The organism is Corallococcus praedator, assembly GCF_003612125.1.
Lineage (GTDB): Bacteria > Myxococcota > Myxococcia > Myxococcales > Myxococcaceae > Corallococcus > Corallococcus praedator.
This window is the reverse complement of record NZ_RAWI01000040.1, coordinates 1-25,858: the sequence shown is the minus strand read 5'-3', so window position 1 is coordinate 25,858 and position 25,858 is coordinate 1. Positions and strand designations below refer to the sequence as shown.

The following is a 25,858-nucleotide window of genomic DNA, read 5'->3' as shown; positions in this document are numbered from 1 at the left end:
GTCAGTCCTCCGCTTCGCCCTCGAAGGGCGTGGCGAGCGGCGAGGCATCCACGCCGCGCTCGCGCAGGTAGTGCGACAGGGAATCCGTCTGGCCGTGGGTGACGAGCACCTTCTCCGCCTGCGTGTCCGCCACCGTGCGCAGCAGATCCGGCCAGTCCGCGTGGTCCGACAGCACGAAACCCCGGTCGAAGCCGCGCCGCCGCCGGTTGCCTCGCACGCGCATCCACCCGGACGCGAACGCGGTCTCCGCTTCACCGAAGCGGCGCATCCACGTGGAGCCGCCCGCGCTTGGAGGCGCCAGCACCAGCGCCCCCGCGAACGACGCGCCCTTCTCCGTTTCCGATACCAGCTGCGTGGGCAGCATCTTCACGCCCGCTTCCCGGTACGCGGTGACGAGCCCGTTGACCGCGCCGTGCACGTAGGCCGGCCTGTCGGTCAGCTTCCCCAGCTCCGCCAGCAGCCGCTGTGCCTTGCCCAGCGCGTAGCAGAAGAGCACCGCCGAACGCCCCACCTCACGGTTCGCGTCCCACCAGCGCAGGATGTCCTGGGCCACGAGGCGCGGATCATCCCAGCGGTAGATGGGCAGGCCGAACGTCGCCTCGGTGATGAACGTGTGGCAGCGCACCACCTCGAACGGCGCGCACGTCGGGTCGGGCGTGCGCTTGTAGTCGCCGGACACGACCCACACCTCGCCCTGGTGCTCGATGCGGATCTGCGCGCTGCCCAGCACGTGGCCCGCGGGATGGAAGCTCACGGTGGTGTCGCCCACGGTCAGCTTCTCGCCGTACTCCAGCGTGTCGATGACCGAGTCCGCGCCCAGCCGCCGCTGCAACAGGCCCAGCCCCGTGCGAGCACCCAGGTAGCGCTGGCTGCCGCTTCGGGCGTGGTCGCCGTGCGCGTGCGTGACGAGCGCCCGTTCCACCGGACGCCAGGGGTCGATGTAGAAGTTCCCCGCTCGGCAATACAGGCCCTGGGGCGTCACGGCGACGAGCGGCGGTCGGTCCTGGAAGGAAGCGGAGCCCACGGTCCTCTAGAGGTAACGAGGCCCTGGAGCAGGAGCCACCCACGGCGTTGGTTCGGATTTCGCTCCGCTGACAAGGGGGCAGGCGTGCGACCGGGCCCCAGTTGCGGCCCAAAGGACGAAGGCAGCGACCGCAGGGCCCCTTGGATGGTGAGCGGGGACAGGGGATAAACCCGGAGACCCTCTTCCCGACGGACCCTTCCCCGATGACGCCCGCGCTCCTGCTGTCGCTGCTCCTGGCCCAGAACGAACCGTCGCCCCTCGAGTACAGCGTGTCGAAGGAGACCGGGGCGGCGCTGGCGATGGAGGACTTCGAGTTCACCGCGTTCGAGAAGGGCCAGAGCCTCTATCTGGGCGTGGACGAGGCGAACCTGCGCGCGAGCGCGGCGGCGGATGGGGCCGTGCTCCAGACCCTGATGCTGGGCACGCCCGTGCGCGTGGTGGCGGTGGGGGCTCGCGCGAAGGTCGGTGAGTACGTCAACGCCTGGTACCAGGTGGCGGTGGTGGACGCGAAGGCGCCGAAGGGCGCGGCCCCCGTCACGGGCTGGGTGTTCGGCAACACGCTCACCCCGTTCCGCATCGAGGCGGACCTGGACGGCGATGGCGAGCTGGAAGTGGCCACGCTGGTGATGAGCAACGAGTTCAAGGCCCGCGTGCGCGTGCTGGAGCCGGGCGTGAAGCCGCCGCGCCGGGTGAGCAGCGTGGACGTGGCCGTGGCGTCCACCTCGTACGGCATGGGGCAGGGCGGCCCGGCGACGATGACGCTGGTTCCGGCGAAGAAGGCGGGGATGGCGCTGCTGGTGGTGGACTCCAGGCCGGAGCGCTGCGGCGACCTCGTCACCTCGTATGTGAGCTACACGGGGGCGGACGGGAAGAAGGGCGTGCTGGGAAAGGCGAAGCTCGCGATGGAGCTGGGCGGGCTGATGGATCCGCCGAGCGAGAGCCTCTTCAAGGTCACCTTCCAGCCGGCCGCGAAGCGCCTCCAGGTCGCTCGGACGACCGTCGAGGACGAGGATGAAGAAGGCAACCCGCGGAAGATCACGGAGCGCACGTTGTATCAGTGGCAGGACGGCATGTTCGCGGAGGTGAAGAAGCCCACCTCCACGGGGGCCGTGTCGGATGTGAAGCCGTAGGTGCAGGGCCCGGAAGGCCGGGCACCCGGGCGCCCCTCCGGGTGATGGATGAGGGGCCAGGGCAATCGACCATGGATGCGCAGGAGCGGAAGGCAGCCTACCGGCAGCGCGCGGAAGCAGGTCAGGCGGTGCCGGTGTCGGTGGAGCTGCCGGCGGATCTGGACACGCCGCTGTCGGCATACCTGAAGCTGGGCGGTGGAGGCCGCGGCTTCATCCTCGAGTCGTGCTACGGCGGCGAGCGCTTCGGGCGCTACAGCCACGTGGGCGCGAATCCGGCCGGCCGCGTGCGGCTGGATGGCGACGGGCTCACCTTGTGGCGTGGCTCGCACGAGGAGCGTCGCGAGGGCCGCCCCCTGGATGTCCTGCGCACCCTGTGGCGCGAATTGTCCGTGACCGCGCTGCCGGGCGAGGCGCCCTTCCTGGGCGGACTCGTGGGCTACCTGGGCTACAACGCCACCTCGTGGTTCGAGCCGCGCGTGCCGGACCGGCATCCGCGCGACACCGGCTTTCCGGACTCGGAATGGCTGGTGGCGGAGGACTTCGTCACCCACGACACGCGCACCCAGACGCTCAAGGCCATCGCCATCGCCCGGCCTGCCCTGCACGGCAGCGTCGCGGCGGCGCTGAAGGACGCGGAAGCGCGCGCCGAGGCCATGGCGGAGAAGCTGCGCCGTCCGCTGCCCCCGGAGGCCTACGCGGCGGCGCCCGTGCAGAAGAATGCTCCGGCCCCCGTGGCCTGCTGGGACCGCGAGGGCTACGCCGCCGCGGTGGACAAGGTGAAGGAGTACGTCCGCGCGGGTGACTGCTTCCAGGCGGTGCTCGCCCGGCGCTTCGAGGCGAAGGGCGCCATTCCCCCGCTGTCGCTCTACCGGGCACTGCGGCGGGTGAACCCGTCGCCGTACCTGTTCATGGTGGACCTGGGCGAGGCGCGCGCGCTGGTGGGCGCTTCGCCGGAGCTGCTGGTGCAGGTGCGCGACGGCGACGTGGTGGTGCGGCCCATCGCGGGCACGCGGCGCCGGGGCGGTTCCGAGGCCGAGGACGTGGCGCTGGAGAAGGAGCTGCTCGCGGACGAGAAGGAGCGCGCCGAGCACATCATGCTGGTGGACCTGGGCCGCAACGACGTGGGCCGGGTGGCCGCTCCGGGCACCGTGCGCATCGAGGACATGATGGTCATCGAGCGCTACAGCCACGTGATGCACATCGTGTCCCAGGTGCGCGGCAAGCTGGACACCACGCGCTTCGACGCGCTGGACGCCCTGGCGAGCACCTTCCCCGCGGGCACCGTGTCGGGGGCTCCGAAGATCCGCGCCATGCAGATCATCGACGAGCTGGAGCCCATGCGGCGCGGGCCCTATGCCGGCGCGGTGGGCTACCTGTCCTTCTGCGGCACGCTGGACGTCGCCATCGCGCTGCGCACCTTCTTCGTGGATGGCGACCGCACGATGTGGACCGCTGGCGCGGGACTGGTGGCGGACTCGGATCCGATGAAGGAAGCGGATGAAACCGAAGCGAAGGCGGGCGCCATGGCCGCCGCGCTGCGCCTGGCGCGCGAAGGAGGTGGGCGATGATCCTCGTCATCGATAACTACGACTCGTTCACCTTCAACCTCGTGCAGCTGCTCTACACGCTGGGGGCGGAGGTGAAGGTCGTGCGCAACGACGCGCTGGATGCCGCGGGCGTCGCCGCTTCGGGCGCGTCCCACCTGGTGGTGTCCCCGGGGCCGTGCACGCCGCACGAGGCCGGGGTGAGCGTGGCGGCCATCTCCCAGTCGCGCGTGCCGGTGCTGGGCGTGTGCCTGGGACATCAGTCCATTGGCGCCGCGTTCGGAGGCGACGTGGTGCGCGCGCCGGAGCCGGTGCACGGCAAGGCGGCGCACATCCGGCACGGCGGCACGGGCGTGTTCACCGGCTTGAGCCAGGGGTTCCAGGCGGCGCGCTACCACTCGCTGGTGGTGAAGGCGGAGTCGCTGCCCCAGGAACTGGAGGCCACGGCGTGGAGCCAGGATGGACTGGTGATGGCGCTCCGACACCGGACGCGGCCGGTGGTGGGCTTCCAGTTCCATCCGGAGAGCGTGCTGACGCCGGAAGGCCCGGCGCTGGTGCGCAACTTCCTGGAGGGGAGGCTGTAGCGCTCAGCCCTTCAGGTGGGCGGTGTTGTTCCAGCCCGCGAGCACGGGCTGGACGCCATCCGGCTCCGAACCCAGGACGCTGATGGCCGCGGTGCCCAATTGGAACAGCCTGCCTCCTTCCGGGGGCAGGCCCAGCCAGCGCGCGGCGAGGATGCGCAGCATGTGCCCGTGGGAGAAGAGGAGCACGTCATCCTGGAGGGCGCGGGCTTCCGCGATGATGCGATCCGCGCGGGCGCCCACCTGCTCCAACGTCTCTCCCTTGGGGACGCCGTCCTGCCACAGGGTCCAGTCCGGGCGCGTGCCGCGGATGTCCGCGCCGGTGCGGCCCTCGTAGTCCCCGTAGTCGAACTCCATCAGGTCGTCGCGCTTCTTCGCCGCGTCGCCGTAGCCGGCGATCACGCAGGTCTCCAGCGCGCGCGTCAGGGGGCTGGTCCACACGGCGGCGAAGCTCCAGGCGCTCAGCGGGGCGCGGAGCTTCTCCGCCATGGCCCGGCCCTCTTCGAGGAGCGGCAGGTCGGTGCGGCCGGTGTGCTGGCTGGTGCGGCTCCACTCCGTCTCACCGTGACGGACGAGGACCACCTGGGGCGCGCGAGTCTTCATGGCGCAAATCTGTGTCAGCCGGAGGCCGGATGGGTGGGAAAAAGGCCGGGGCTACTTCTTCCGTGTCCGCCACTCCTCACGGCTCTGGCCCCAGATCTCCGAGGGGTCCTTCTCATAGGGGGGAGGCAGGTGGTCCATGCGCAGGAAGCGGGAGCCCAGGCGCTGGGCGACCTGCTTCGACGGCGTGTTCTCCGGGGCGATGGAGTGGATGACCTCCGTCCAGCCCAGGTTCTCGAAGGCCCAGTCGATGGTGGCGGCGGAGCTCTCCGAGGCGTAGCCCTTGCCCCAGTGTTCGCGCAGCAGGCCCCAGCCGACCTCGGTGCCCGGCCAGCCGTCCGGCATCCAGGGCCCGACCCGGCCCACCCACTTCCCCGTGGACTTCTCGAACACGGAGAACATGGCGAAGCCCTGGAGCGCCCACGAGCCGGCCATGGTGCAGATCGCCCGCCACACATTGGAGCGCGGTTGGAGGCCGCCGATGAAGCGGGCGGACTCCGGATCCGCCATCATCGCGGAGAAGCCATCCAGGTCCTGCAGCGTGGGAGGACGCAGGATGAGGCGTGGGGTTTCGAGGGTAGGGCCCAGGGTGAGCATGTCCGGTCTCCGGCGTTCGTGCTGCGACGCGGGAGACCGTACTCCTGTCAGTGCTTCCGAGGGCAGCCGATCTGCTGGCTCCCACCACGAAGAGGATGCGGGCATCGTGGACACGCCCGCTCCTGCGCCGACAACGACCGGATCCGCAGGACGGGGCGGCGCGAGTGGTCGCCGCGCCCCGCCTGCTATCTACAAACGCTTCATTCCACCCTCAATGTCAGTGCGGAGATGCTTCGCCGTCCTCGGTCCGGCTCCGCCCTCGTTCAGTGACGACGCCAATCTGGCGCAAGGCTTGGATTGTTGGGGGTATCCAAGGCCGGTTCTGGAGTGAGGGTCCAGACGCGCAGAAGCTCCGAAATGGATGCTTCTGGGGGGCGGTAATTACAGTGAGTCGTTGATCTGCCCGACAAGCTTCTGCTCTTCGGGCGTCAGCGACTGGAGCGCGGTCGTCGCGCGCGCGCGGGCAGCATCGAGAGCGGCCTTGTCACCACGGGAGAGGGCCCGCTTCCCTTCTTCAATGGCCTTGCGAAGCTCGCTGACGGCGAGCTGGTCGCCCAGCTGCGCCTCCACGTTGCGGATGAACTTCTCGGAGTTCTCGGCAGCGGAGGCGAAGCAGGTGGGCTGGGAAACCAGACAGCTACCGTCCTTGCAGACAGGCTCGCCGCCAGAGCAACCGCAGCTTCCCGTTCCCGTGCAGCTGCCGCCTGAGCACGAGGCTTCACATGCGGCTGCCTCCTGAGGAACCAGAGAACCCAGCAACAGCGCAGCGGCAATGAAGAACATACGCAACATGGGAGCTTCTCCAAATGGATGTGGATTTGCTGATTTCGCCTGAAATCAGTCTATTCCCTTATGGTCTTGTTTGAATTGTTATGCAAGTGGGGGTGGCGCAATCCACCGCGCCTGCGGGAGCGAAAGAAAATTCCAGGTGCGCTATGTGGTTTGGCTTTGGTGTTAGTGATTGCTTGGGGGAGGGGCAGTCTGGCGAGCAGGCGCATTCATGCTGTGTTTGGCAATCAGCCTGCTTCGCTGGGGCGTTGGTGGCTTTAAAGCCTGTTTCGGTAGGGGCGAATGGAACGAAGGGATGATGCCCAAGGCGAAGTGCAGCCTCGTTACGCAGGTGTCCTCTCGCTTCTCCTGGCGAACCAACAGGCGCCGGAAGCGGTTGAGCCAGGAGTGGGTTCGCTCGACGACCCAACGTGGCGAGGGACGGCGACGGCTCCGACTCGGCAGGGGCCTTCGGACAGGAATCGATTCAGGCGTGGAGCGCGCAAGCGACCACGAGGCTCAGGGGGACGCCGCGCGAGTCTGTCAGCCTTCCCTACCGAAACAGGTTCTTGGGGAGATTCCAGAAACGCACTTCGGCGGGCGCGCGGCGTCCGTTGACGCCGCGCTTCTTCCGGCCGTCAGCGCTTCAGGCCGCGCTTGATGTCCGCGCAGAGCTGCTTCGCCGCCTGGGGTCCGTCCGAATGCGCGGCGCGCACCAGGGCGCTGCCCACCACGACGCCGTCGGCGTGAGCGACGAGCGACTTCGCCTGCTCTCCGGTGGAGATGCCGAAGCCCGCCACCACCGGCACCGACGCGGCCCTGCGCACCAGGTCCAACCGCTCGGACAGGTTCGGAGGCAGCTCGGCGCGCATGCCGGTGACGCCCGCGACGGACACGCAATAGACGAAGCCTCGCGCGTCCTTCGCGATGCCCTCCGCGCGCGCGGGCGGTGTCGTGGGCGCGCACAGTGGGATGAGGTCCACGCCTTCCGCGTCGAACGCGGCGCGCAGGGCGGCGCTCTCCTCGGGCGGGAGGTCCGGGAGGATGGTGCCCGAGATGCCCCGCTCGCGCGCGAGCTTCGCGTAGCGCGCCTCGCCCATGGCCATCACCACGTTGACGTACGTCATGATGACCAGCGGTGTCTCCGGGCAGCGGCGGCGCACCTCCGGCACCACTTCGTCCAGCACGCGGCGCAGCGTGGCGCCCGCCTTCAGCGCCCGCTCCGACGCGGCCTGGATGACAGGCCCGTCCGCGATGGGGTCGCTGAACGCCACGCCAATCTCCAGCACGTCCGCGCCGCCCTCCACCATGGCGGCGAACACGTCCACCGACCGCGCGAGGTCGGGGTCGCCCGCCATCGCGTAGGCCACCAGTGCGCCCTCGCCCCGGGCCTTCGCCCGTGCGAACGCCTTGCCCAGTTCCGTGCTCATGACTTCACCCCAGTCGCCGGAGGCACGCCGCGCGCGGAGATGGTCGCCACGTCCTTGTCGCCGCGTCCCGAGCAGTTGATGACCAGATGCTGCCCCTTGCCCATGTCCCGGGCCAGGGAGCGCGCCGCCGCGAAGGCGTGCGACGTCTCCAGCGCGGGGAGGATGCCCTCCGTGCGCGCCACCTCGTAGAAGGCGGACAGGGCGTCGTCGTCCGTCGCGGTGCGCACCTCCATGCGGCCCGTCTTCGCCAGGTGCGCCAGCTCCGGCCCCACGCCCGGGTAGTCCAGGCCGGCGGAGATGCTGTGTGCCTCTTGAATCTGTCCGTTCTCGTCCTGCAGCACCAACGAGCGCGAGCCGTGCAGCACGCCCTCCGTGCCCAGCGTCAGCGACGCGCCGTGCTGGCCGGACTGGAGTCCGTGGCCCGCGGCCTCCACGCCGACGAGTCGCACCGACGTGTCCGGGATGAACGGGTGCAGCGCGCCGATGGCGTTCGAGCCGCCGCCCACGCACGCGATGATGGCGTCCGGCAGCCGGCCGATGGCGGCCTGCGTCTGCGCGCGGATCTCCTTGCCGATGATGGCCTGGAAGTCGCGCACGATGGTGGGGTAGGGGTGCGGACCGGCCGCGCTGCCGATGACGTAGTAGGTGTCCTCCACCTGCGACACCCAGACGCGCATGGCCTCGTTCATCGCGTCCTTCAGCGTGCGCGAGCCCGACTCCACCGGCCGCACCACCGCGCCCAGCGCGCGCATGCGGAAGACGTTGAGCGCCTGGCGCTCCACGTCCAGTGCGCCCATGAACACCTCGCAGGGCAGGCCGAAGAGGGCGCACGCGGTGGCGGTGGCCACGCCGTGCTGGCCCGCGCCCGTCTCCGCGATGATGCGCTTCTTGCCCATGCGCCGGGCGAGCAGCACCTGGCCCACGGTGTTGTTGATTTTATGCGCGCCCGTGTGCGCCAGGTCCTCGCGCTTGAGCCACACCTGGGCGCCGCCCCACGACTTCGTGAGGCGGTGCGCGGGCGTCAGCATCGTGGGCCGGCCCACGAATTCACGCAGCACGCGCGCGACCTCTTCTCCGAAGGCCGCGTCCCGCTGGGCCTCCGCGTACGCCCCTTCCAGCTCCATCAGCGCGGGGACCAGGGTCTCCGGCACATAGCGTCCGCCGTAGCGGCCAAAGCGGCCCGGGGCCGTGTCCGTCGTCATGGCTCTACTCCAAGCAGTTTGAGGGTCGGCCAGAGTGTCATGGGCAGTGGGGTAGCGCGGCTCATGGTGGCGGTGCGATCACAGAATGAAGCACAAGTCCTCCTGGCAGGGGAGAGGCCAGAGGTCGCAGTGGATGTTGCCTCGCTTGCAGGGGGCTGGGCCTGACGGAGCGGGTACTGGGAACTGGGGGCGGCGCCGCGCCCTGTCCATCACGGCGTGTTGGCCATGACGGCCAGTTGGCCCTGCGCGATCTCTCGGTACAGGGGCACCACTTCGACGGACAGCACATCGCGCATCTCCTGGCGTGCGCTGTCGTAGTCACCTTTCTGCTGGTGGCGGTACATCCGGTGGAGTGCATCCCCCAGCCGGTTGGAGCCCTCGGTGATGCGCCGCGAGCACTCACGCAGCACCGCGAGCGCGCTGGCGTCGGTGCTCACGTCGACGGCGTCCAGCGCCACTTCGCGCGCCGTGCGTCGCAAGAGGCCGCGCACGTCGTCGGTGAGCACCAGCGGTGCTCCCTGGCGGAGGACTTGCCGCGCGAGCGCGCGTATCGGGTCCCAGTCGGGTCCATCTTCCGTCGTTGTCATCGCCCATCCTTCGGCCGGCACTGGTCGAGGGGCCATTCATGCTGTCCGGTGCAGTCCTCGAAGCACGCGAAGCAGCGCTTCTTCCGTATCCTGTCCTGCGTCTGGCAGTCCGTCTCGGTGTCCATGGCCGCGAGGATGGGCGCAAGGTGGTGTCACCAGGAGACGGCGCTCGGAGCTCTCATGGAGTCCGACGATACAGCGTGATGCCGACGGGTTTGCTCACCCGGAAGGGGAGATGAGGGGGGTTACGGTGCGCCCTCGACCCAGAGGTTGAGAGACCTGACCGCGCGCACGAAGGCGCGCACCGCGTCCAGGTCCTTGATGCCAGGGGCCGACTCCACCCCACTGGCCACATCCACACCGTAGGGCCGGGTGGCCTTCACGGCCTCGACCACGTTGGACGGCTTGAGGCCGCCCGCCACCAGCACCGGCGCGCCGCAGTCCGCCAGTCGTGCCACCAGTGACCAGTCGAAGGTGACGCCGCCGCCGCCATAGCCCGGGGCCGCGCCGTCCAGCAGCAGCCCCGCGACATCACCCACGCCCACGTAGGCCCGGGCGCGCGCCACGTCTTCGGGCCCGCGCACCCGCAACGCCTTGATGACGGGCACGCCGTAGCCGGCGCAGGCCTCGGGCGGCTCGTCGCCGTGGAGCTGCACCGCCGTGAGGCCGCACTCGCGCACGCGCAGCCGGATGTCGTCCGGCTTCGCGTTGACGAACACGCCCACCACCGCGCCCAACGGAGGCCGCGTGCGGGAGAGCGCCGCCGCCGTGGCCATGTCCACGAAGCGCGGGGAGCCTGGATGGAAGTTGAGCCCCATCGCGTCCGCGCCGGCTGACCACACGCCTCGCGCGTCCTCCAGGCGCGTCACGCCACAGACCTTCACGGTGACGTTCATGCGCCTCCACCTTCCAGGCCGAGCAACCTGCGCAGGGCCCGGCCGGGGTCGTCGTCGCGCAGGAGCGATTCGCCCACCAGCACGGCGTCGGCGCCCGCATCGCGCGCGGCGGTGAGGTCCGCGAGGGTCTTGAGGCCGCTCTCCGCGACCAGCGCCGTGGACCGGGAGCGCAGCGCGGGCATCACCCGGAGCGCCGTGCCCGTGTCCGTCTTCAGCGTGGCGAGGTTGCGGTTGTTGAGGCCCACGATGCGCGCCCCCGCGGCGAGCGCGCGCTCGGCATGCTCCGCCGTGTGGGCCTCCACGAGGGCGGCCACGCGGAATTGCTTCGCGGCGGCCACCATCTCGCGCAGCACGCCGTCCTCCAGCGCATCCGCGATGAGCAGCACCGCGTCCGCGCCCCAGGCCGCGCTCTCCTCCACCTCGCTCGCGGCGACGAGGAAGTCCTTGCGCAGCACCGGGATGGCGAGGGCGGCCCGGACCGCGACCAGGTCCTCCAGGTCGCCACCGAAGTCCGGCCCGTCCGTGAGCACGCTGATGGCGCAGGCGCCCGCGGCTTCATAGGCACGCGCCACCGCGACCACGTCCGCATGCGGGAAGGCGCCGCCCGACGGGCTCTTGCGCTTCACCTCCGCGATGACGTTGACCGGATGTCCGGGCACGCGCCGCACCAGCGCCTGCGCGAAGTCCCGCGTCGGGGGCTGCGCGCCGTGCGTCGGGGCAGGGCGGGTGCCCAGCTCCCGGCGCTTGCGCGCCATGATGACGTCCAGCGTGCCAGGGGCTTCGGAGGGCTTCGCGGCGGAAGATGCGGTCGTCATGCGGCCACCTTTTCGATGAGCGCGACCAGCTTGCGTTCGGCGGCCCCGGAGTCGATGGCGTGCTCCGCCTTCTTCACGCCGGCCTTCAGCGTGTCCACCAACCCGACGACCAGCAGCGCGGCGGCCGCGTTGAGCAGCACCGCCGTGCGGATGCCGTTCTTCTCGCCCGCGAGCAGGGCTCGGAGCTTGCCCGCGTTCTCCTCCGCGTCACCTCCCGCGATGGCGTCCCGCGAGATGGTGGCCAGGCCCGCGTCCTCCGGCGTCACGGTGAAGCGGTGCACGGTGCCATCCGCGCGCAGCTCCGCGACCTCCGTGGGCGCGCAGGGGGAGATTTCATCCAGCCCGTCGTGGCCATGCACCACCCAGGCGCGGCGGCTTCCCAGTCGCCCCAGCACCCGCGCGGTCTGCTCCACGCGCTGCCGGTCGAACGTGCCCAGCAACTGGTAGCGCGCTCCCGCCGGGTTCGTCAGCGGCCCCAGCAGGTTGAACACGCTGTGGAAGCCCAGGTCCCTTCGCGCCTGCGCCACGTGCTTCAGGGCACTGTGGTGCGAGGGCGCGAAGAGGAAGCCCACCCCGTGTTCATCGATGTCGCGCGTCACCTGCGCGTGCGCCCGCTCCATGGACACACCCAGCGCCGCGAGCACGTCCGCGCTGCCGCAGCGGCTGGAGACCGCGCGGTTGCCGTGCTTGGCCACCGTCACCCCCGCCCCGGCGGCCACGAAGGCCACCGCGGTGGAGATGTTGAAGGTGTGCGCCCCATCACCGCCCGTGCCGCAGGTGTCGAGCACCACCTCCGCCACGGGCGAGATGCGCGCCGCGCAGGCCCGCATGGCCTCCGCGGCCCCGAGGATTTCGTCCTCGGTCTCACCCTTCATCCGCAATGCGGCGGCCAGCGCCCCCACCTGCGCGGCGGAGGCCTCGCCCGCGAGCATCTGGCCCATCACCGAGGCCATCTCCTCGCGGGAGAGGTCGCGCCGGCCCACCACCCTGCCCAGCGCTTCCTTGAGTGTCATCGCGCTATCCCAACCGGACCACTTCGCGTCCCATCGCCTGGGCGATGGCGCGCACCTCGCCCATGGCCTTCTCGAACTCGGAGAAGTCCAGCGACTGGAAGCCGTCCGATTTGGCGCGCGGCGGATCCGGGTGCACCTCCACGATGATGCCGTCGGCGCCCGCGGCGATGGCCGCCCGCATCATCGCCGGCACCGCCTTGCGCACGCCGATGCCGTGGGAGGGGTCCACGAACACCGGCAGGTGCGTCAGCGCCTTCAGCATGGGGATGGCGTTCAGGTCCAACGTGTTGCGCGTCATGTTCTCGAACGTGCGGATGCCGCGCTCGCAGAGGATGACCTGGGTGTTGCCGCGCGCGACGATGTACTCGGCCGCCATCAGCAGTTCCTTGATGGTGGCGCTGATGCCGCGCTTGAGCAGCACCGGCTTGCGCGTTTCGCCCACCGCTTCCAGCAGGCTGAAGTTCTGCATGTTGCGCGCGCCCACCTGGAGGATGTCGGTGTGCTCCGCGACGGCGGCCAGGGTGGCGGTGTCCTTCACCTCCGTGGTCACCAGCAGGCCCGTCTCCTTGCGCGCCTCCGCGAGCAGCGCGAGGCCGTCACCCTTGAGGCCCTGGAACTCATAGGGGCTGGTGCGGGGCTTGAACGCCCCGCCGCGCAGCATGGTGGCGCCCGCCTTCTTGACCGCGTGCGCGGTGGAGACGATCTGCTCGCGCGACTCCACGGAGCAGGGGCCCGCGATGACGTGGATGGCGGCGCCGCCGATGTTCAGGTCACCCACGCGCACGATGCTGTCGTCGGGCTTCACCTCGCGGCTGACCAGCTTGAACGGCTGGGAGATGGCGACCGCGTCCGCGACGCCGGGCAGCACCCGGAAGGGCTCCGGCTCCACGGCGCCAGGGTTGCCGGTGATGCCGATGGCCGTGCGGGAGCCACCTGCGATCGCGTGCGGATGCCAGCCACGGCGGCGGATCTCATCGTTCACTCGCTCGATGTCCTGTTCCGTCGCGTCTGGGCGCATCACGATCAACATGGGGTGCTCCTGCTCTTTCTTCTCCGGAGGGCACACCGGCCGATGCCGGTGTGGGGTGTGCTTGGGGAATCGGGCACGGGGGGAACGTTTGCAATAACTGTCGGATGCCCGCAACCGGCCCGGAGTCTTGCTTGCACGTCCTGGCGTTTACAAGCCAGGGTCCGCACGCTCGCTGGACTGGAGGAAGACCGTGACGAAGCCTGGGGTCATCGTCGTGGGCGCGGGACTCGCGGGGCTCGCCTGCGCGAAGGCCCTGCGCGAGGCACGGGTGGGCATCCAGGTGCTCGAAGCCGGGGATGCGCCGGGCGGTCGGGTGCGCACCGACGCGCACGAGGGCTTCCTGCTGGACCGGGGCTTCCAGGTGTACCTCACGGCCTACCCGGAAGGTCAGCGCGTGCTCGACGTGAAGGCCTTGTCACCCCGCCGTTTCATCCCGGGCGCGAAGGTGTGGCGGGGTGGGCGATTGCACACGCTGGCGGACCCCCTGCGGCACCCGTTGGAAGCGGTGTCGCACCTGTTCGAGCCCGTGGGGGGACTGTTGGACAAGCTGCGCGTGCTGGAATTGCGACAGCACGCGACGTCGGGGGAGCTGGGGGACCTGTGGCAGCGGCCGCAGCAGGACTCGCTGCGCTTCCTGCGCGACCTGGGCTTCTCCGAGGAGATGATCGACGCGTTCCTGCGCCCGTTCTTCGGCGGCATCTTCCTGGAGCGCGAGCTGTCGACGTCCAGCCGGATGCTGGAGTTCGTGTTCCGGATGTTCTCGCGGGGGCACACGGTGGTGCCGGAGCGGGGCATGGGGGCCATCCCGGAGCAGCTCGCGGGGAAGCTGCCGTCGGGGGCGCTGCGGATGAAGGTGCGCGTGGCCGAGGCCTGGGGCCACCGCGTGCGCCTGGAGGACGGCGAGATGGTGCACGCGGACGCGGTGGTGGTGGCGACCGACCCCGGCACGGCGGCGTCGCTGCTGCTGGGCATGCCGGCGCCGAGGATGAACCGGGTGACGTGCCTCTACTTCGCCGCGCCGGAGCCGCCGGTGGAAGGTCCGTGGCTCCTGCTCAACGGCGAGGGCACGGGACCGGTGAACAACGTGGCGGTGATGAGCGAGGTGTCCCCCGCGTACGCGCCCAAGGGACAGGCCCTGGTGTCCGTGTCGGTGGTGGACGACGGGGGCGACGCGGACGGGCTGGAGGCCCGCGTGCGCGCGCAACTGACGGAATGGTTCGGCGCGGCGGTGTCCGCGTGGCGGCACCTGCGCACGTATGTGATTCCGGACGCGCTGCCCGTGCAGACCCCGTCCGCGCTGGTGGAGCCACACCGGCCCGTGCGGCTGGCCGCGGGACTCTACGTGTGCGGGGACCACCGCGAGAACGCCTCCATCGACGGAGCGCTCACGTCGGGGCGCCGCGCGGCGGAGGCGGTGTTGCTGGACCTGGGGCGGTAGGCGCTTCATCAAGGCCCCGCCGGAGTGACCGGCCGGGCAGGCGAATGGCGGCTGGACGCACTGCCCGCAGCGGACCTAGGGTCGGACAGACACACTCCTAGTCCAAGGACCCATTCATGTTCCGCCGTCTTGCCCTGCTGGGGATGCTCGGTCTCGTGGCCTGCAATGGCACCGATGACGACGATGATGACGACATCCTTACGACGAAGGGAACCGTCGAAGGCACCTTGCAACCGTTCCAGGCGGGCTCCTCCTCGGTGAGCAGCCCGTCGTCGCTGGATGCGTTCTTCTCCCTGCCCAACGCGAAGAACCTCCCCGCGATGGTCTCCCGCGCGCTCGCCGCGAAGGGCGTGTGGCGCACGGGCATCCCGTCCAAGCCGCTGACCCGGGAGTCGTCCCTGCTGCCCGGACAGCTCATCGTGCGCTTCGACACGCCCGGCCTGTCCGCCGAGGAAGCCGTGGCCCAGGCGCGCGTGGAGGGCTACCACGTCGAGCATCAGGCCTACCTGAGCGACACCCTGCACCTGCTGCGCTTCGAGGTCCGCCAGCCGCAGGCGATGGCCAGCGGCGTCTCCAACGTGCGCGCCCTCACCGAGGCCGAGCACGTGCGCGTGCTCCAGAAGGTCCAGGCCGTGCCGGGCGTGAAGTACGCGGAGAGCAACGTGCGGGTGCGGGCCCTCGCCGTTCCCAACGACCCGCTCTATTCGCGCCAGTGGCACTACGCGAAGATGAACCTGCCGGCGGCGTGGGACCTGGGCACGGGCAGTGCGTCCATCGTCGTCGCGGTGCTGGACACCGGCAGCACCGACCACCCGGACCTGAGAGCGCGTCTGCTCCCGGGCATCGACCTCATCTCCGAGGTCCCCAACGCGGGTGACGGCAACGGCGTGGACTCCAACCCGAAGGACGAGGGCAAGGACCTGCCCAACGGGGGCTCGTCGTACCACGGCACGCACGTGGCGGGGACCATCGGCGCGTCGTCCAACAACGGCATGGGCGCGGCGGGTGTCACCTGGTCGGGCCAGAACCTCGTCCCGGTGCGCGTGCTGGGCACGCAGGGCGGCTCGCTGGCGGACATCGTCGCGGGCATGAACTGGGCGAGCGGTGGCAACGTCCCCGGCGTGACGCCCAACGCCAACCGGGCGCGGGTCATCAACATGAGCCTGGGCGGCAACGGGTCTCCGTCGCAGGCGCTCCAGGACACCGTGAACTCCGCGGTGAACCGCGGATCCATCTTCGTGGTCGCCGCCGGCAACGAGAACACGACCACCGCCAACAGCTTCCCGTGCAACCTGCAGAACGTCATCTGCGTGGGCGCGGTGCGCTTCAACGGCAAGCGCGCCAGCTACTCCAACTACGGCCCGCAGGTGGACATCATGGCCGCTGGCGGCCAGACGAGCGAGGACCGCAACGGCGACGGCTTCCCGGACGGCGTGCTGTCCACCCTGCCCGACAGCACCGGGAAGGCTTCGTACGACTGGTATCAGGGCACCAGCATGGCCACCCCGCATGTCGCGGGCATCGTCGCGCTGATGCTGGCGCAGGACCCCACCCTCACGTCCCAGGAGGTGGAGGCCATCTTGAAGGACACGGCGGACGCGACGAGCCAGTGCTCCGAGGGCTGTGGCGCGGGGCTCGTGGATGCGTACGCGGCCGTGCTGCGCGCGAAGGGCGGTGGCGACACCTCCCTGCCTCCGAAGCTCGCCATCAGCACCACCCAGCTCTCGCTCACCGGGGCGGAGTCGCAGGTCCTGTCCGTGCGCAACAACGGTGGTGGCACGCTCCAGGTGAGCGTCGCCGTCTCCGGAGCCAATGCCTCCGCGGTGTCCGTCTCCAGCACCTCGCTGAGCATCGCCGCCTACAAGTCCGCGACGCTGAACGTGAGCGTCAATCCGGGCTCGCTGGCGGCGGGCAGCTACGTGGCGCAGCTCGACCTCACCGGCGCTTCGGGCGCGGGCACCGCACAGGTGCTGGTGAAGTTCCGCGTGGGCGCCACCAGCGGCAAGGACGCCGTCATCGCCTTCGCCTATCTGGATGCGGCGGGTGAGGTGCAGATCGACGACGACGGCATCGGCACGGTGTCCGGGTCGGGTGGCTACAGCTACACCACGAAGCTCACCCCGCACGAGTACCTGGTGCTGGCGTCCATCGACGACACCGGCGAGGGCGAATACTTCGACGACGGCGACCGCGTGGGCTTCTGGCGCGACACCACCCAGGTGGAGACCGTGGAGGTCACCAAGGGGACGAAGACCACGGGCATCAGCTTCACCCTGGTGCCCTACCAGTCGGACGAGGACGACGAGCCCACCTCGGAGGTGGGCGATGCCTGCACCAGCAGCAGCGCGTGCGGCGCGGAAGGCGAGTGCCTCACGGGCGTGGGCTTCCCGGGCGGCTACTGCTCCCAGGGGTGTCTGACGTCGAGCTGCCCGTCGGGAACCGCCTGCTACATCACCGGCGACAAGACCCGCGCCTACTGCTTCGTCAACTGCACGCCGACGTCCGGAGGGGGGCAGGGCACGTGCCGCACCGGCTACCGGTGCGCCGACGACGGTTCGGGCAGTGGTGCGTGTCTCCCGATGTGATGTGAAGTCCGGACTCGGGGAGGCGGTGCGCGCGTGAGCGGGCCCTCCCTCCCGAGACCCGGGGAGGTTGCGCCGCTCCGGGGTACGCTGCCGGGGCGATGACGGTTCCTCCCGCTGTTCCTGCTCCGACCGGTGATGCGGCCCTGCCTCTCTGGCGGGCCGCGGCCACGGTGGGGGTGCTGGCCTGGACGGCGCTGGTGCACGCGCACCCGCCGTTCTTCTTCGCCGTCGCCTCCGGGTTCTGCGCCGTCTGGCTCGCGGTGACGTGGCGGGCGATGGGCCTCTGGCGAAGGCCGCTCCCGGGCCTGTCGCTTCCAGATGCCGCGTGGAGCGTGGCCCAGGCGGTGGTGCTGTACGTCGGCGCGCGCGTGTTCCTGTGGGCCTTCTGTGGCGGCTTCACCGACGCGCTCTGCGAGCCCCTGCACGCGGTCTACGCCACGTTCGGCACGGGCTCCTGGAGCACGGCGCTGGCCCTGGTGTTGCTGCTGGTGCCCGCGGAGGAGTTGTTCTGGCGGGGGCTGGTGCAGGGGACGCTGCGTCCTCGCCTGGGGCGGTGGGGCGCGGTGGCCGGGTCGGCGGTGCTGTCCAGCCTCGCGCTGCTCGTCTTCGGGGAGCCGCTGCTGGCGCTGGCCGCGCTGCCCACATCGCTCGCCTGGGGCGCCCTGGCCGAGTGGCGCCGCACGCCCATGGCCTCATGGTTGAGCCATGCACTGTGGGACGTGCTCATCGTCGTGCTGTTGCCCGCGACGTGAGTTCGCGTGACAGACTTCGTGTCCATGGCCTCGTCCCCTGAAATCTGCGTCTTCGGCGCGGGCAGCATCGGCTGCTACGTCGGTGGTCGGCTCGCCGCGAAGGGCGCCCCGGTGCGCTTCATCGGTCGTGAGCGCGTGGTGGCGGAGGTCCGCTCCCACGGCCTGCACCTGACGGACTGGCGTGGCGCCGACCTGAAGGTGCCCGCGTCGCAGGTGCGCATCGACACAGGGCAGGAGGCGCTGGCCACGGCGGACCTGGTGCTCGTCACGGTGAAGTCCGCGGCGACGGAGGAGGCGGGGCGCACGCTCGCGTCACGGCTCAAGGCCGGGGCCAGCGTCATCAGCTTCCAGAACGGTCTGCACAACGCACAGGTGCTGCGCGACCTGCTGCCCGGCCACACGGTGCTCACCGGCATGGTGCCCTTCAACGTCGCGGCGCAAGGGCAGGGCGCCTTCCACGCGGGCTCCGAGGGCACGCTGGAGGTGGAGCAGCACGCGCTGCTCGCGCCCTATCTGGCGGCCTTCGACGGTGCGGGGCTGCCGCTGAAGCAGCATGTGGACATCGGCGCGGTGCAGTGGGCGAAGCTCCTGCTCAACCTCAACAACGCCATCAACGCCCTGGCCGACCTGCCGCTGAAGGAGGAGCTGTCCCAGCGCGCGTGGCGGCGCTGCGTGGCGCTCGCGCAGCGCGAGGCCCTGGCGGTGCTGGACGTGGCCCAGGTGAAGCCTGCGAAGCTCACGCCCCTGCCGCCGCACTGGATTCCGCGCCTGCTGGGGATGCCGGATGCGGTGTTCGCCGTGCTCGCGAAGAAGATGCTGGCCATTGATCCGAAGGCGCGCTCGTCGATGCAGGACGATCTGCGCGCGGGCCGCAAGACGGAGGTGGACTACCTCAACGGCGAGGTCGTCCGGCTGGCCCTCCAGCACCGGGGGGCCGCGCCGGTGAACTCCCGTCTGGTGGAACTCGTCCATGAGGCGGAGGCCGGACCGCGCCGCGCGTGGACTGGCGAGGCCCTGCTCGCGGAGCTGACGCGGGTGGATGTCTCGAAGAGGGCCTGACTCTTGCCGCACGGCCATCGCCGGGAGGACGTCCCCCGGCGATGACCGCGTGCTCCCAACTCAGCTCGACTGCGCCGGCGTCGCCGCGGCGGTGGCCGCGGGGGGCGGCACCTGCGACGCGTCCGGGATGCCGTTGCCCGCGCCGGACGTGGCCAGCTGCGTGAGCAGCGCCGTCATCCGCCGCGCGAAGCGGTTCGGATCGCTCAGCGGGCTGCCCTCGGTGAGCAGCGCCTGGTCGTGCAGCAGCTCAATCCACTCGCTCACCTGCGGCAGGGACGGGTCCCGGGCGATGAGGCCGCGCAGGTGCTCGATGACCGGGTGCTTGGGGTTGACCTCCAGGATGCGCTTGACGCGCGGCATCCCCTTGCCGCGCTCCTTCAGCAGGCGCTCCAGGTAGGCCGGCGAGCCGCCCTCGGACACCACCAGGCACACCGGTGAGTCCGTGAGGCGGTCCGACACGCGCACCTCGCGCACGTCCTCGCGCAGCACGTCCTTCATCCGGTCCGTGAGGCCCTTGAGCCCTTCGGAGTGCTGCTCCTTCTCCTTCTTCTCCTCCTCCGTGGACTGGAGCTTCAGGTCCGCGTTGAGCGCGGAGACCAGCGGCTTGCCCTGGAAGTCGCGCAGGCCCTGCGCGGCCCACTCGTCCACCGGGTCCGTCATGAAGAGCACCTCGTAGCCGCGCTTCTTCAGCGACTCCAGGTGGGGGCTGTCCGCCACCGCCCGCCGGCTCTCGCCGTAGACGTAGTAGATGGCCTCCTGGCCTTCCTTCATGCGCGCGACGTAGTCCGCCAGCGACGTGAGCCCCTCCTCGCGGGAGGACTCGTAGCGCACCAGCGCGCCCAGCTTCTCGCGGTACTCCGTCTCCAGCGTCAGGCCTTCCTTCACCACCGTGCCGAAGGACTCCCAGAACGTGCGGTAGTCGTCCGGCTTGTCCTTGGCCATCTTCTCCAGCAGGTCCAGGGACTTCTTCACCACGTGCTTGCGGATGGAGCGCACCACCGCCGAGTCCTGCAACATCTCACGCGACACGTTGAGCGGCAGGTCATCCGAGTCGATGACGCCGCGCACGAAGCGCAGCCACTGCGGCACCAGGTCCTCGCAGCGGTCCATGATGAACACGCGCTTGACGAACAGCCGCACCCCGCGCTGCTGCTGCGAGTTCAAATCGAACGGCGGGTGCTTGGGCACGAAGAGCAGGCCGGTGAACTGCTGCGTGCCGTCCGCCTTGAAGTGCGTCCACGCCAGCGGCTGGTCGTAGTCGTGCGTCAGGTGCTTGTAGAACTCCTGGTACTGCTCGTCGGTGATCTCCGACTTCGAGCGCTGCCACAGGGCGCTCGCCTTGTTCACCACCTCCAGCGCGGTCTCCGTGGCCTGGGTCTCCCCACTGCCCACGTGCTTGGTCACCTGGAGCTTGATGGGGTGGCCGACGTAGTCGGAGTACTGGGTGATGAGCTGGCGCAGCTTCCACTCGTCCAGGAACTCCTTCTGGTCCGCCTTCAGGTGCAGCGTGATGGCGGTGCCGCGCGTGGCCTTCTCCGCGGGCTCCACGGTGAACGTGCCGTGCGCCTCCGACGCCCAGCGCCACGCGGTGCCCTCCCCCGCGGCGCGGCTCACCACGTCCACGCGGTCCGCGACCAGGTACGCGCTGTAGAAGCCCACGCCGAACTGGCCGATGAGCTGCATGTCCTTCTGGCCCTTCTGCGCCAGCGCCTGGAGGAACTCGCGCGAACCGGAGTGCGCGATGGTGCCCAGGTTCTTCACCAGCTCGTCGTGCGTCATGCCGATGCCGGTGTCCTCGATGGTGAGGGTGCCCTTGTCGGCGTCCGGGATGATGCGCAGCTCCAGCGCCGGCTCGTCCTTGAGCAGCTCCGGCTCCGTGATGGAGCGGAAGCGCAGCTTGTCCAGCGCGTCGGACGCGTTGGACACCAGCTCGCGCAGGAAGATCTCCTGGTGGCTGTAGAGCGAATTGATGACCAGGCTCAAGAGCTGCTGGATCTCCGCCTGGAACGAATGGGTTTCCCGCTGGGGGTGGGTCTCTGCGGACATGAAGGCCTCCGGGCGCTGACGAACCGCGCCAATACCCTTCCCCATAACCATGCCGGCCGGCTTGTCGAGAAGAGGGAATCCACCCACACCCTTCTCTGGGAGGGGCGGCCGGGTTGGGGTAGGGAGGGGGCATGGCCAAGTCCAAGTCCCGCACCCTCCTGCCCCTGCTCGGCGCCATGCTCCTGTCGAGCGCCGCCCCCGCCGCGGAAGCGCCCGCCCGCCTGCCCGACGCCCCGACGCTGAAGCGCATGACGGCGCGCTTCGCCCCGGTGGACCTGAAGGTGGACGTCTCCAAGCTGCCCGACGCGGAGAAGCGCGCCCTGGCCAAGGTGGTCCAGGCCGCGAAGCTGATGGACCCCCTCTTCCTGCGCCAGGCCTGGGCGGGCAACGAGGCGCTGCTGCTGGACCTGGTGAAGGACACCACGCCCCTGGGCAAGGAGCGGCTGCACGCGTTCCTGCTCAACAAGGGCCCCTGGTCGCGCCTGGACGAGGCGAAGCCGTTCCTGCCCGGCGTGCCGGCGAAGCCGGAGGAGGGGAACTTCTACCCCGCGGGCGCCACCAAGGCGGAGGTGGAGGCGTGGGTGAAGGGCCTGCCGGAGGCGCAGCAGCACGCGGCCACGGGCTTCTTCACCACGCTGCGCAAGGGCCCGGACGGCAAGTTCGTGAGCGTGCCCTACAGCGTCGAATACCAGGGCGAGCTGGCCATGGCCGCGCAGCTCTTGCGCGAGGCGGCGGCGCTCACCCAGCAGCCCACGCTGAAGAGCTTCCTGGAGAAGCGCGCGGCGGCGTTCCTGTCCAACGACTACTACGCGAGCGAGGTCGCGTGGATGGAGCTGGACGCGAGCGTGGAGCCCACCATCGGGCCCTATGAGGTCTACGAGGACGGCTGGTTCAACTACAAGGCCGCGTTCGAGGCGTTCATCGGCGTGCGCGACGACGTGGAGACGCAGAAGCTCACGAAGTTCAGCGCGGAGCTGCAGGAGCTGGAGAACAACCTCCCCATCGAGCCCGCGCTGCGCAACCCGAAGATTGGCGCGCTGGCCCCCATCCGCGTCATCAACAGCCTGTACTCCTCCGGCGACGGCAACCGGGGCGTGCAGACCGCAGCCTTCAACCTGCCCAACGACGAGCGCGTGGCGGCGGAGAAGGGCACCAAGCGCGTGATGCTCAAGAACGTGCAGGAGGCCAAGTTCCAGCGCGTGCTGCTGCCCATCGCGAAGGTGGCGCTGCCCGCGAAGGACCGCAAGGACGTGGCCTTCGATGCCTTCTTCACGCACATCCTGATGCATGAGCTGATGCACGGCCTGGGACCCCACAACGTCACCGTGGCCGGGAAGCAGACGACGGTGCGTCAGGCGCTGCAGGCGTCCTCCAGCGCCATTGAAGAGGCCAAGGCGGACATCTCCGGCCTGTGGGCGCTCCAGCGGCTGGTGGACAAGGGCACCCTGGACAAGTCCCTTCAGCGCACCATGTACACGACGTTCCTCGCGTCCGCGTTCCGCTCCATCCGCTTCGGCATCGACGAGGCGCACGGCAAGGGCATCGCGCTGCAGCTCAACCACTTCCTGGACACCGGCGCGGTGAAGGTGAACGCGGACGGCACGTTCGAGGTGGTGCCCGACAAGATGCAGGCGTCCGTCACGTCGCTGACGAACCAGCTCATGGCCCTGCAGGCCAAGGGCGACCGCGCGGAGGCCGAGGCGCTGCTCGCGAAGCAGGGCGTGGTGCGGCCCTCCGTGCAGAAGGTGCTGGAGCGGCTGAAGAACGTGCCGGTGGACATCGAGCCGCGCTACGTCACCGCCGACTCGCTGGTGCGCGACTTCGGCGCGCCCGCGGCGGCCCCCACCGGGACGAAGTAGCCGCGTCCCATTCCCCGTTCCGCCGCGTTTTCCCGTGCGCGGCGGGCGGGGCATGGCCAGTAAGGGAAGCAGATGGCGCCCGTGTCCTCCTCCCAGCCCGTGCCACCCGACCCGTGGGGCGCCGTGCTCGCGCTCACGGTGCTGGGCGCGTGGGGGGGGCACCTGGCGTGGCTCTTGGCCGGGCCCGAGCGGCCGTGGGACTCACCGCTCACCTGGCTGCACGTCCTCTTCCAGATGTGGCTGTCCACCGGCCTCTTCATCACCGGCCATGACGCCATGCACGGCACCGTGTCCCTGCACCACCGGGTGAACGCGGCGGTGGGCACGGTGGCCTGTTTCCTCTTCGCGGGCCTGTCCTACCGGCGGCTGGTGGTGAACCACCGCGCGCACCACGCGGACCCCACGGGGGACAGCGATCCGGACTTCGCCACCCGCACCCAGGCGTTCTGGCCGTGGTTTGGCACCTTCATGGTGCGCTACACGACGTGGCCGCAGATCGCGGTGATGGCGCTGAAGTTCAACGCGTTCCTGTACCTGGGCGTGCCCCAGGCGCGCATCCTGGCCTTCTGGGTGCTGCCGTCGGTGCTGGCCACCGTGCAGCTCTTCTATTTCGGCACCTACCGGCCGCACCGGCGCCCGGACACGGCGGACATGGCGCCCCACCACGCGCGCACCCTGCCGCGCAACCACCTGTGGGCCCTGCTGTCGTGCTTCTTCTTCGGCTACCACTGGGAGCACCACGCGTCCCCCGGCACGCCCTGGTGGCGGCTGTGGCGGCTGAAGGACGCCCGGCGGTAACCGACCGGGGGCCTGGAGCGTTATAGAGGGGCCATGCGCGACAAGCTCCCTCCCGAGCCTCCCGGTTCCGAAGTGACGCCCGAGAAGCTCTACCTGCGCCGCCGCGAGCTCATCAAGAACGCGGGCCTGTTCGCGGGCACCGCCGCCGTGGTGGGGGGCGGGCTGTACCTGCTGGGCTTGAAGCGCACCCGGCCCATGGACGGCTTCGTTCCGGACGCGGGGACGGTCGCGCAGCCGGTGGCGCCCGCCGCGGGGGCCTTCGACACCGACGAGCCGCGCACGCCCTACGAGGACATCACCACCTACAACAACTTCTACGAGTTCGGCCTGGACAAGAACGACCCGGCCCGCCGCGCCCACACCCTCAAGCCCCGGCCGTGGACCGTCGTCATCGACGGCGAGGTGCACAAGCCGCAGACGGTGGACGTGGATCAGCTCATCGCCGGCTTCCCCCTGGAGGAGCGCGTCTACCGGATGCGCTGCGTGGAGGCCTGGTCCATGGTGATTCCGTGGCTGGGCATCCCCCTGGGCAAGCTGCTGGAGCGCGTGCAGCCCACGTCCTTCGCGAAGTACGTGGCCTTCACCACGCTGGAGGACCCGGAGCAGATGCCCGGCCAGAAGAGCCCGGTGCTGGACTGGCCCTACGTGGAGGGCCTGCGCCTGGACGAGGCCCAGCACCCGCTGACGCTGCTGGCCACGGGCCTGTACGGCAAGCAGCTGCCCGCGCAGAACGGCGCGCCGCTGCGGCTGGTGGTGCCGTGGAAGTACGGCTTCAAGGGCATCAAGTCGATTGTCCGCATCTCGCTCACGCGGGAGCAGCCGCGCACGACGTGGAGCCTGGCCAACCGGCGCGAGTACGGCTTCTACGCCAACGTGAATCCGGCGGTGGACCACCCGCGCTGGAGCCAGGCCAGCGAGCGGCGCATCGGTGACACCGGCCGGCGCCCGACGCTGCCCTTCAACGGCTACGCGGAGCAGGTGGCCGACCTCTACCGCGGCATGGACCTGAAGCAGGACTTCTAGCGCATGGCCTCCAAGCAACCCTGGCTCAACCCCGCCGTCGCACTCGGGGGACTGTCCCCCCTGGCCCTGCTCGCGGTGCAGGGCGCCCAGGGGCAACTCGGGGCCAATGGCATCGAGTTCGCCCTCAACCAGACGGGCCTCTTCGCGCTGGCGGTGCTGATGGCGTCACTGGCGTGCACGCCGCTGCGCCTCATCACCGGCTGGACGTGGCCCGCGCGCATCCGCCGCACGCTGGGGCTCTTGGCCTTCACGTACGCCGGCGCGCACTTCCTCACGTACTCCGTGTTGGATCAGGGCCTGGACGTGCGCGCCATGGTGGAGGACGTGCTGACGCGGCCCTTCATCACCGTGGGCTTCACCGCGTTCATGCTGCTGGTGCCGCTGGCCCTCACGTCCACGAACAAGTCGGTGCGCCGGCTGGGGTTTCCGAAGTGGCAGCGCCTGCACCGGCTGGCCTACGTGGCCGCGATGCTGGGCGTGGTGCACTTCATATGGCGCGTGAAGAAGGACGTGACGGAGCCGGTGCTCTACGGCGCCGTGCTGGCCCTGCTGCTGGCGGTGCGGGTGGGAGAGGCCCTGCGCAAGAAGCGGGCCCTGGCGGCACAGCGCACGGCGTGAGGCGCTTGGGGCGCCTCCGGACTACTTGGCGGCGCGGGGCAGCGGCAGGATGGTGTCCACCAGCGTCATCAGCTGCGCGCAGCTCACGGGCTTGCGCACGAAGGCGCTGATGCCGGCCTTCTGACCCAGGGCGCGCACTTCCGCCACGTTCGGGTCGCCGGTCATCATCAGGATGGGGACCTTGGACAGCTTGGGATTCGCGCTGGCGCGGATCTGCCCGGCGAAGTCCGCGCCGTTCATCCCGTCCATGTGGAAGTCCGTGAGGATGAGGTCCACGGGCTCCGCTTCGGCGACCTTGAGGCCCTCCTCGGCGGACTCGGCCTCCAGGAACTCGAAGCTGCGGGCCATCAGGTAGATCTTCAGCAGCGTCCGGATGGAGCGGCTGTCATCCACCAGCAGGACGCGCTGCGGACCCGCTCCCGAAGCCGGACGGACCGTGGGCGTGCTTCCCGTGGGACGGGAG

General features: G+C 70.2%; 24 protein-coding genes and 1 pseudogene. 11 read left to right on the top strand and 14 right to left on the bottom strand.

Features of this window, described 5'->3' with window-relative positions; all coding sequences use genetic code 11:
* Position 1 precedes the first annotated feature (1 nt).
* Complete coding sequence (locus tag D7Y13_RS07975; protein WP_120584974.1) at positions 2-1,024, bottom strand: ligase-associated DNA damage response exonuclease; 1,023 nt, start codon at positions 1,022-1,024, stop codon at positions 2-4.
* Between the two features lie 203 nt (positions 1,025-1,227).
* On the opposite strand from D7Y13_RS07975, the gene D7Y13_RS07970 reads away from it, so the two are divergent.
* The 3 genes from D7Y13_RS07970 to D7Y13_RS07960 all read left to right on the top strand — a co-directional run bounded on the left by D7Y13_RS07970 (position 1,228) and on the right by D7Y13_RS07960 (position 4,282).
* Positions 1,228-2,154, top strand: coding sequence for an SH3 domain-containing protein (locus D7Y13_RS07970; RefSeq protein ID WP_120584973.1), 927 nt, complete (start codon positions 1,228-1,230; stop codon positions 2,152-2,154).
* Positions 2,155-2,225: 71 nt separating this feature from the next.
* Positions 2,226-3,722, top strand: a complete 1,497-nt coding sequence (locus D7Y13_RS07965) for an anthranilate synthase component I family protein (protein ID WP_120536532.1) — start codon at positions 2,226-2,228, stop codon at positions 3,720-3,722.
* Complete coding sequence (locus D7Y13_RS07960) at positions 3,719-4,282, top strand: anthranilate synthase component II (protein ID WP_120536531.1); 564 nt, start codon at positions 3,719-3,721, stop codon at positions 4,280-4,282. Before D7Y13_RS07965 ends, D7Y13_RS07960 begins: the two co-directional genes overlap by 4 nt.
* Positions 4,283-4,285: 3 nt before the next feature.
* Here the strand turns inward: D7Y13_RS07960 and D7Y13_RS07955 are convergent, their stop codons facing one another.
* The 11 genes and pseudogenes from D7Y13_RS07955 to aroF form a co-directional block, all read right to left on the bottom strand.
* On the bottom strand, positions 4,286-4,882 hold the full coding sequence (locus tag D7Y13_RS07955) for a histidine phosphatase family protein (protein WP_120536530.1): 597 nt from the start codon (positions 4,880-4,882) through the stop codon (positions 4,286-4,288).
* A gap of 51 nt (positions 4,883-4,933) precedes the next feature.
* Positions 4,934-5,476, bottom strand: a complete 543-nt coding sequence (locus D7Y13_RS07950) for a GNAT family N-acetyltransferase (RefSeq protein ID WP_120630651.1) — start codon at positions 5,474-5,476, stop codon at positions 4,934-4,936.
* A gap of 381 nt (positions 5,477-5,857) precedes the next feature.
* Positions 5,858-6,268 carry a hypothetical protein gene (locus D7Y13_RS07945; protein ID WP_120583735.1) on the bottom strand — a complete coding sequence of 137 codons (411 nt, stop codon included), beginning with the start codon at positions 6,266-6,268 and terminating at the stop codon, positions 5,858-5,860.
* Between the two features lie 291 nt (positions 6,269-6,559).
* Positions 6,560-6,676 (bottom strand): annotated as a pseudogene (locus tag D7Y13_RS49490) (IS5/IS1182 family transposase); the annotation flags it as partial.
* A 206-nt stretch (positions 6,677-6,882) separates the two neighbouring features.
* The gene (gene trpA / locus D7Y13_RS07935) at positions 6,883-7,674 is read right to left on the bottom strand and encodes a tryptophan synthase subunit alpha (protein WP_120536191.1); all 792 of its coding nucleotides are present in this window, start codon (positions 7,672-7,674) and stop codon (positions 6,883-6,885) included.
* A complete protein-coding gene (gene trpB, locus D7Y13_RS07930; RefSeq protein WP_120583733.1) occupies positions 7,671-8,876 on the bottom strand; it encodes a tryptophan synthase subunit beta in 1,206 nt (401 codons plus the stop codon). The genes trpA and trpB overlap by 4 nt, the downstream gene beginning before the upstream one ends.
* A 209-nt stretch (positions 8,877-9,085) precedes the next feature.
* Positions 9,086-9,463, bottom strand: a complete 378-nt coding sequence (locus D7Y13_RS07925; protein ID WP_120583732.1) for a DUSAM domain-containing protein — start codon at positions 9,461-9,463, stop codon at positions 9,086-9,088.
* 245 nt (positions 9,464-9,708) lie between these two features.
* Entirely contained in the window at positions 9,709-10,359 is a 651-nt protein-coding gene (locus D7Y13_RS07920) for a phosphoribosylanthranilate isomerase (RefSeq protein WP_120583731.1), read from the bottom strand.
* Positions 10,356-11,174: an indole-3-glycerol phosphate synthase TrpC gene (locus tag D7Y13_RS07915; RefSeq protein ID WP_120583730.1), complete on the bottom strand. Its 819-nt coding sequence runs from the start codon at positions 11,172-11,174 to the stop codon at positions 10,356-10,358. The genes D7Y13_RS07920 and D7Y13_RS07915 overlap by 4 nt, the downstream gene beginning before the upstream one ends.
* Complete coding sequence (gene trpD, locus D7Y13_RS07910; protein WP_120536196.1) at positions 11,171-12,187, bottom strand: anthranilate phosphoribosyltransferase; 1,017 nt, start codon at positions 12,185-12,187, stop codon at positions 11,171-11,173. The genes D7Y13_RS07915 and trpD overlap by 4 nt, the downstream gene beginning before the upstream one ends.
* A gap of 4 nt (positions 12,188-12,191) precedes the next feature.
* Positions 12,192-13,217, bottom strand: coding sequence for a 3-deoxy-7-phosphoheptulonate synthase (aroF, locus tag D7Y13_RS07905; protein ID WP_120536197.1), 1,026 nt, complete (start codon positions 13,215-13,217; stop codon positions 12,192-12,194).
* Positions 13,218-13,407: 190 nt separating this feature from the next.
* Between aroF and D7Y13_RS07900 the strand changes: the two genes are divergently transcribed.
* From D7Y13_RS07900 to D7Y13_RS07885, 4 genes are all read left to right on the top strand, one after another.
* On the top strand, positions 13,408-14,655 hold the full coding sequence (locus tag D7Y13_RS07900; RefSeq protein WP_199732771.1) for an NAD(P)/FAD-dependent oxidoreductase: 1,248 nt from the start codon (positions 13,408-13,410) through the stop codon (positions 14,653-14,655).
* Between the two features lie 116 nt (positions 14,656-14,771).
* Positions 14,772-17,240 (top strand): S8 family peptidase, encoded by a 2,469-nt coding sequence (locus D7Y13_RS07895; RefSeq protein WP_120536199.1) that lies wholly within the window; start codon positions 14,772-14,774, stop codon positions 17,238-17,240.
* A gap of 98 nt (positions 17,241-17,338) precedes the next feature.
* Positions 17,339-17,992 carry a CPBP family intramembrane glutamic endopeptidase gene (locus D7Y13_RS07890; protein WP_233595556.1) on the top strand — a complete coding sequence of 218 codons (654 nt, stop codon included), beginning with the start codon at positions 17,339-17,341 and terminating at the stop codon, positions 17,990-17,992.
* Between the two features lie 6 nt (positions 17,993-17,998).
* Positions 17,999-19,051: a 2-dehydropantoate 2-reductase gene (locus tag D7Y13_RS07885; protein ID WP_244222330.1), complete on the top strand. Its 1,053-nt coding sequence runs from the start codon at positions 17,999-18,001 to the stop codon at positions 19,049-19,051.
* A gap of 60 nt (positions 19,052-19,111) precedes the next feature.
* Here D7Y13_RS07885 and htpG read toward each other — a convergent pair whose 3' ends face one another.
* A complete protein-coding gene (gene htpG / locus D7Y13_RS07880) occupies positions 19,112-21,097 on the bottom strand; it encodes a molecular chaperone HtpG (RefSeq protein ID WP_120583728.1) in 1,986 nt (661 codons plus the stop codon).
* 131 nt (positions 21,098-21,228) lie between these two features.
* On the opposite strand from htpG, the gene D7Y13_RS07875 reads away from it, so the two are divergent.
* The 4 genes from D7Y13_RS07875 to msrQ all read left to right on the top strand — a co-directional run bounded on the left by D7Y13_RS07875 (position 21,229) and on the right by msrQ (position 25,395).
* Complete coding sequence (locus D7Y13_RS07875; RefSeq protein ID WP_120583727.1) at positions 21,229-22,956, top strand: DUF8614 domain-containing protein; 1,728 nt, start codon at positions 21,229-21,231, stop codon at positions 22,954-22,956.
* An 81-nt stretch (positions 22,957-23,037) separates the two neighbouring features.
* Positions 23,038-23,754, top strand: coding sequence for a fatty acid desaturase (locus D7Y13_RS07870; RefSeq protein WP_370451674.1), 717 nt, complete (start codon positions 23,038-23,040; stop codon positions 23,752-23,754).
* Between the two features lie 33 nt (positions 23,755-23,787).
* The gene (gene msrP, locus D7Y13_RS07865) at positions 23,788-24,777 is read left to right on the top strand and encodes a protein-methionine-sulfoxide reductase catalytic subunit MsrP (RefSeq protein ID WP_120583725.1); all 990 of its coding nucleotides are present in this window, start codon (positions 23,788-23,790) and stop codon (positions 24,775-24,777) included.
* 3 nt (positions 24,778-24,780) lie between these two features.
* A complete protein-coding gene (gene msrQ / locus D7Y13_RS07860; RefSeq protein WP_120538174.1) occupies positions 24,781-25,395 on the top strand; it encodes a protein-methionine-sulfoxide reductase heme-binding subunit MsrQ in 615 nt (204 codons plus the stop codon).
* A 21-nt stretch (positions 25,396-25,416) separates the two neighbouring features.
* Here the strand turns inward: msrQ and D7Y13_RS07855 are convergent.
* Positions 25,417-25,858: response regulator (locus tag D7Y13_RS07855; protein ID WP_147452429.1), on the bottom strand; the 442-nt coding region annotated here is incomplete at its 5' end.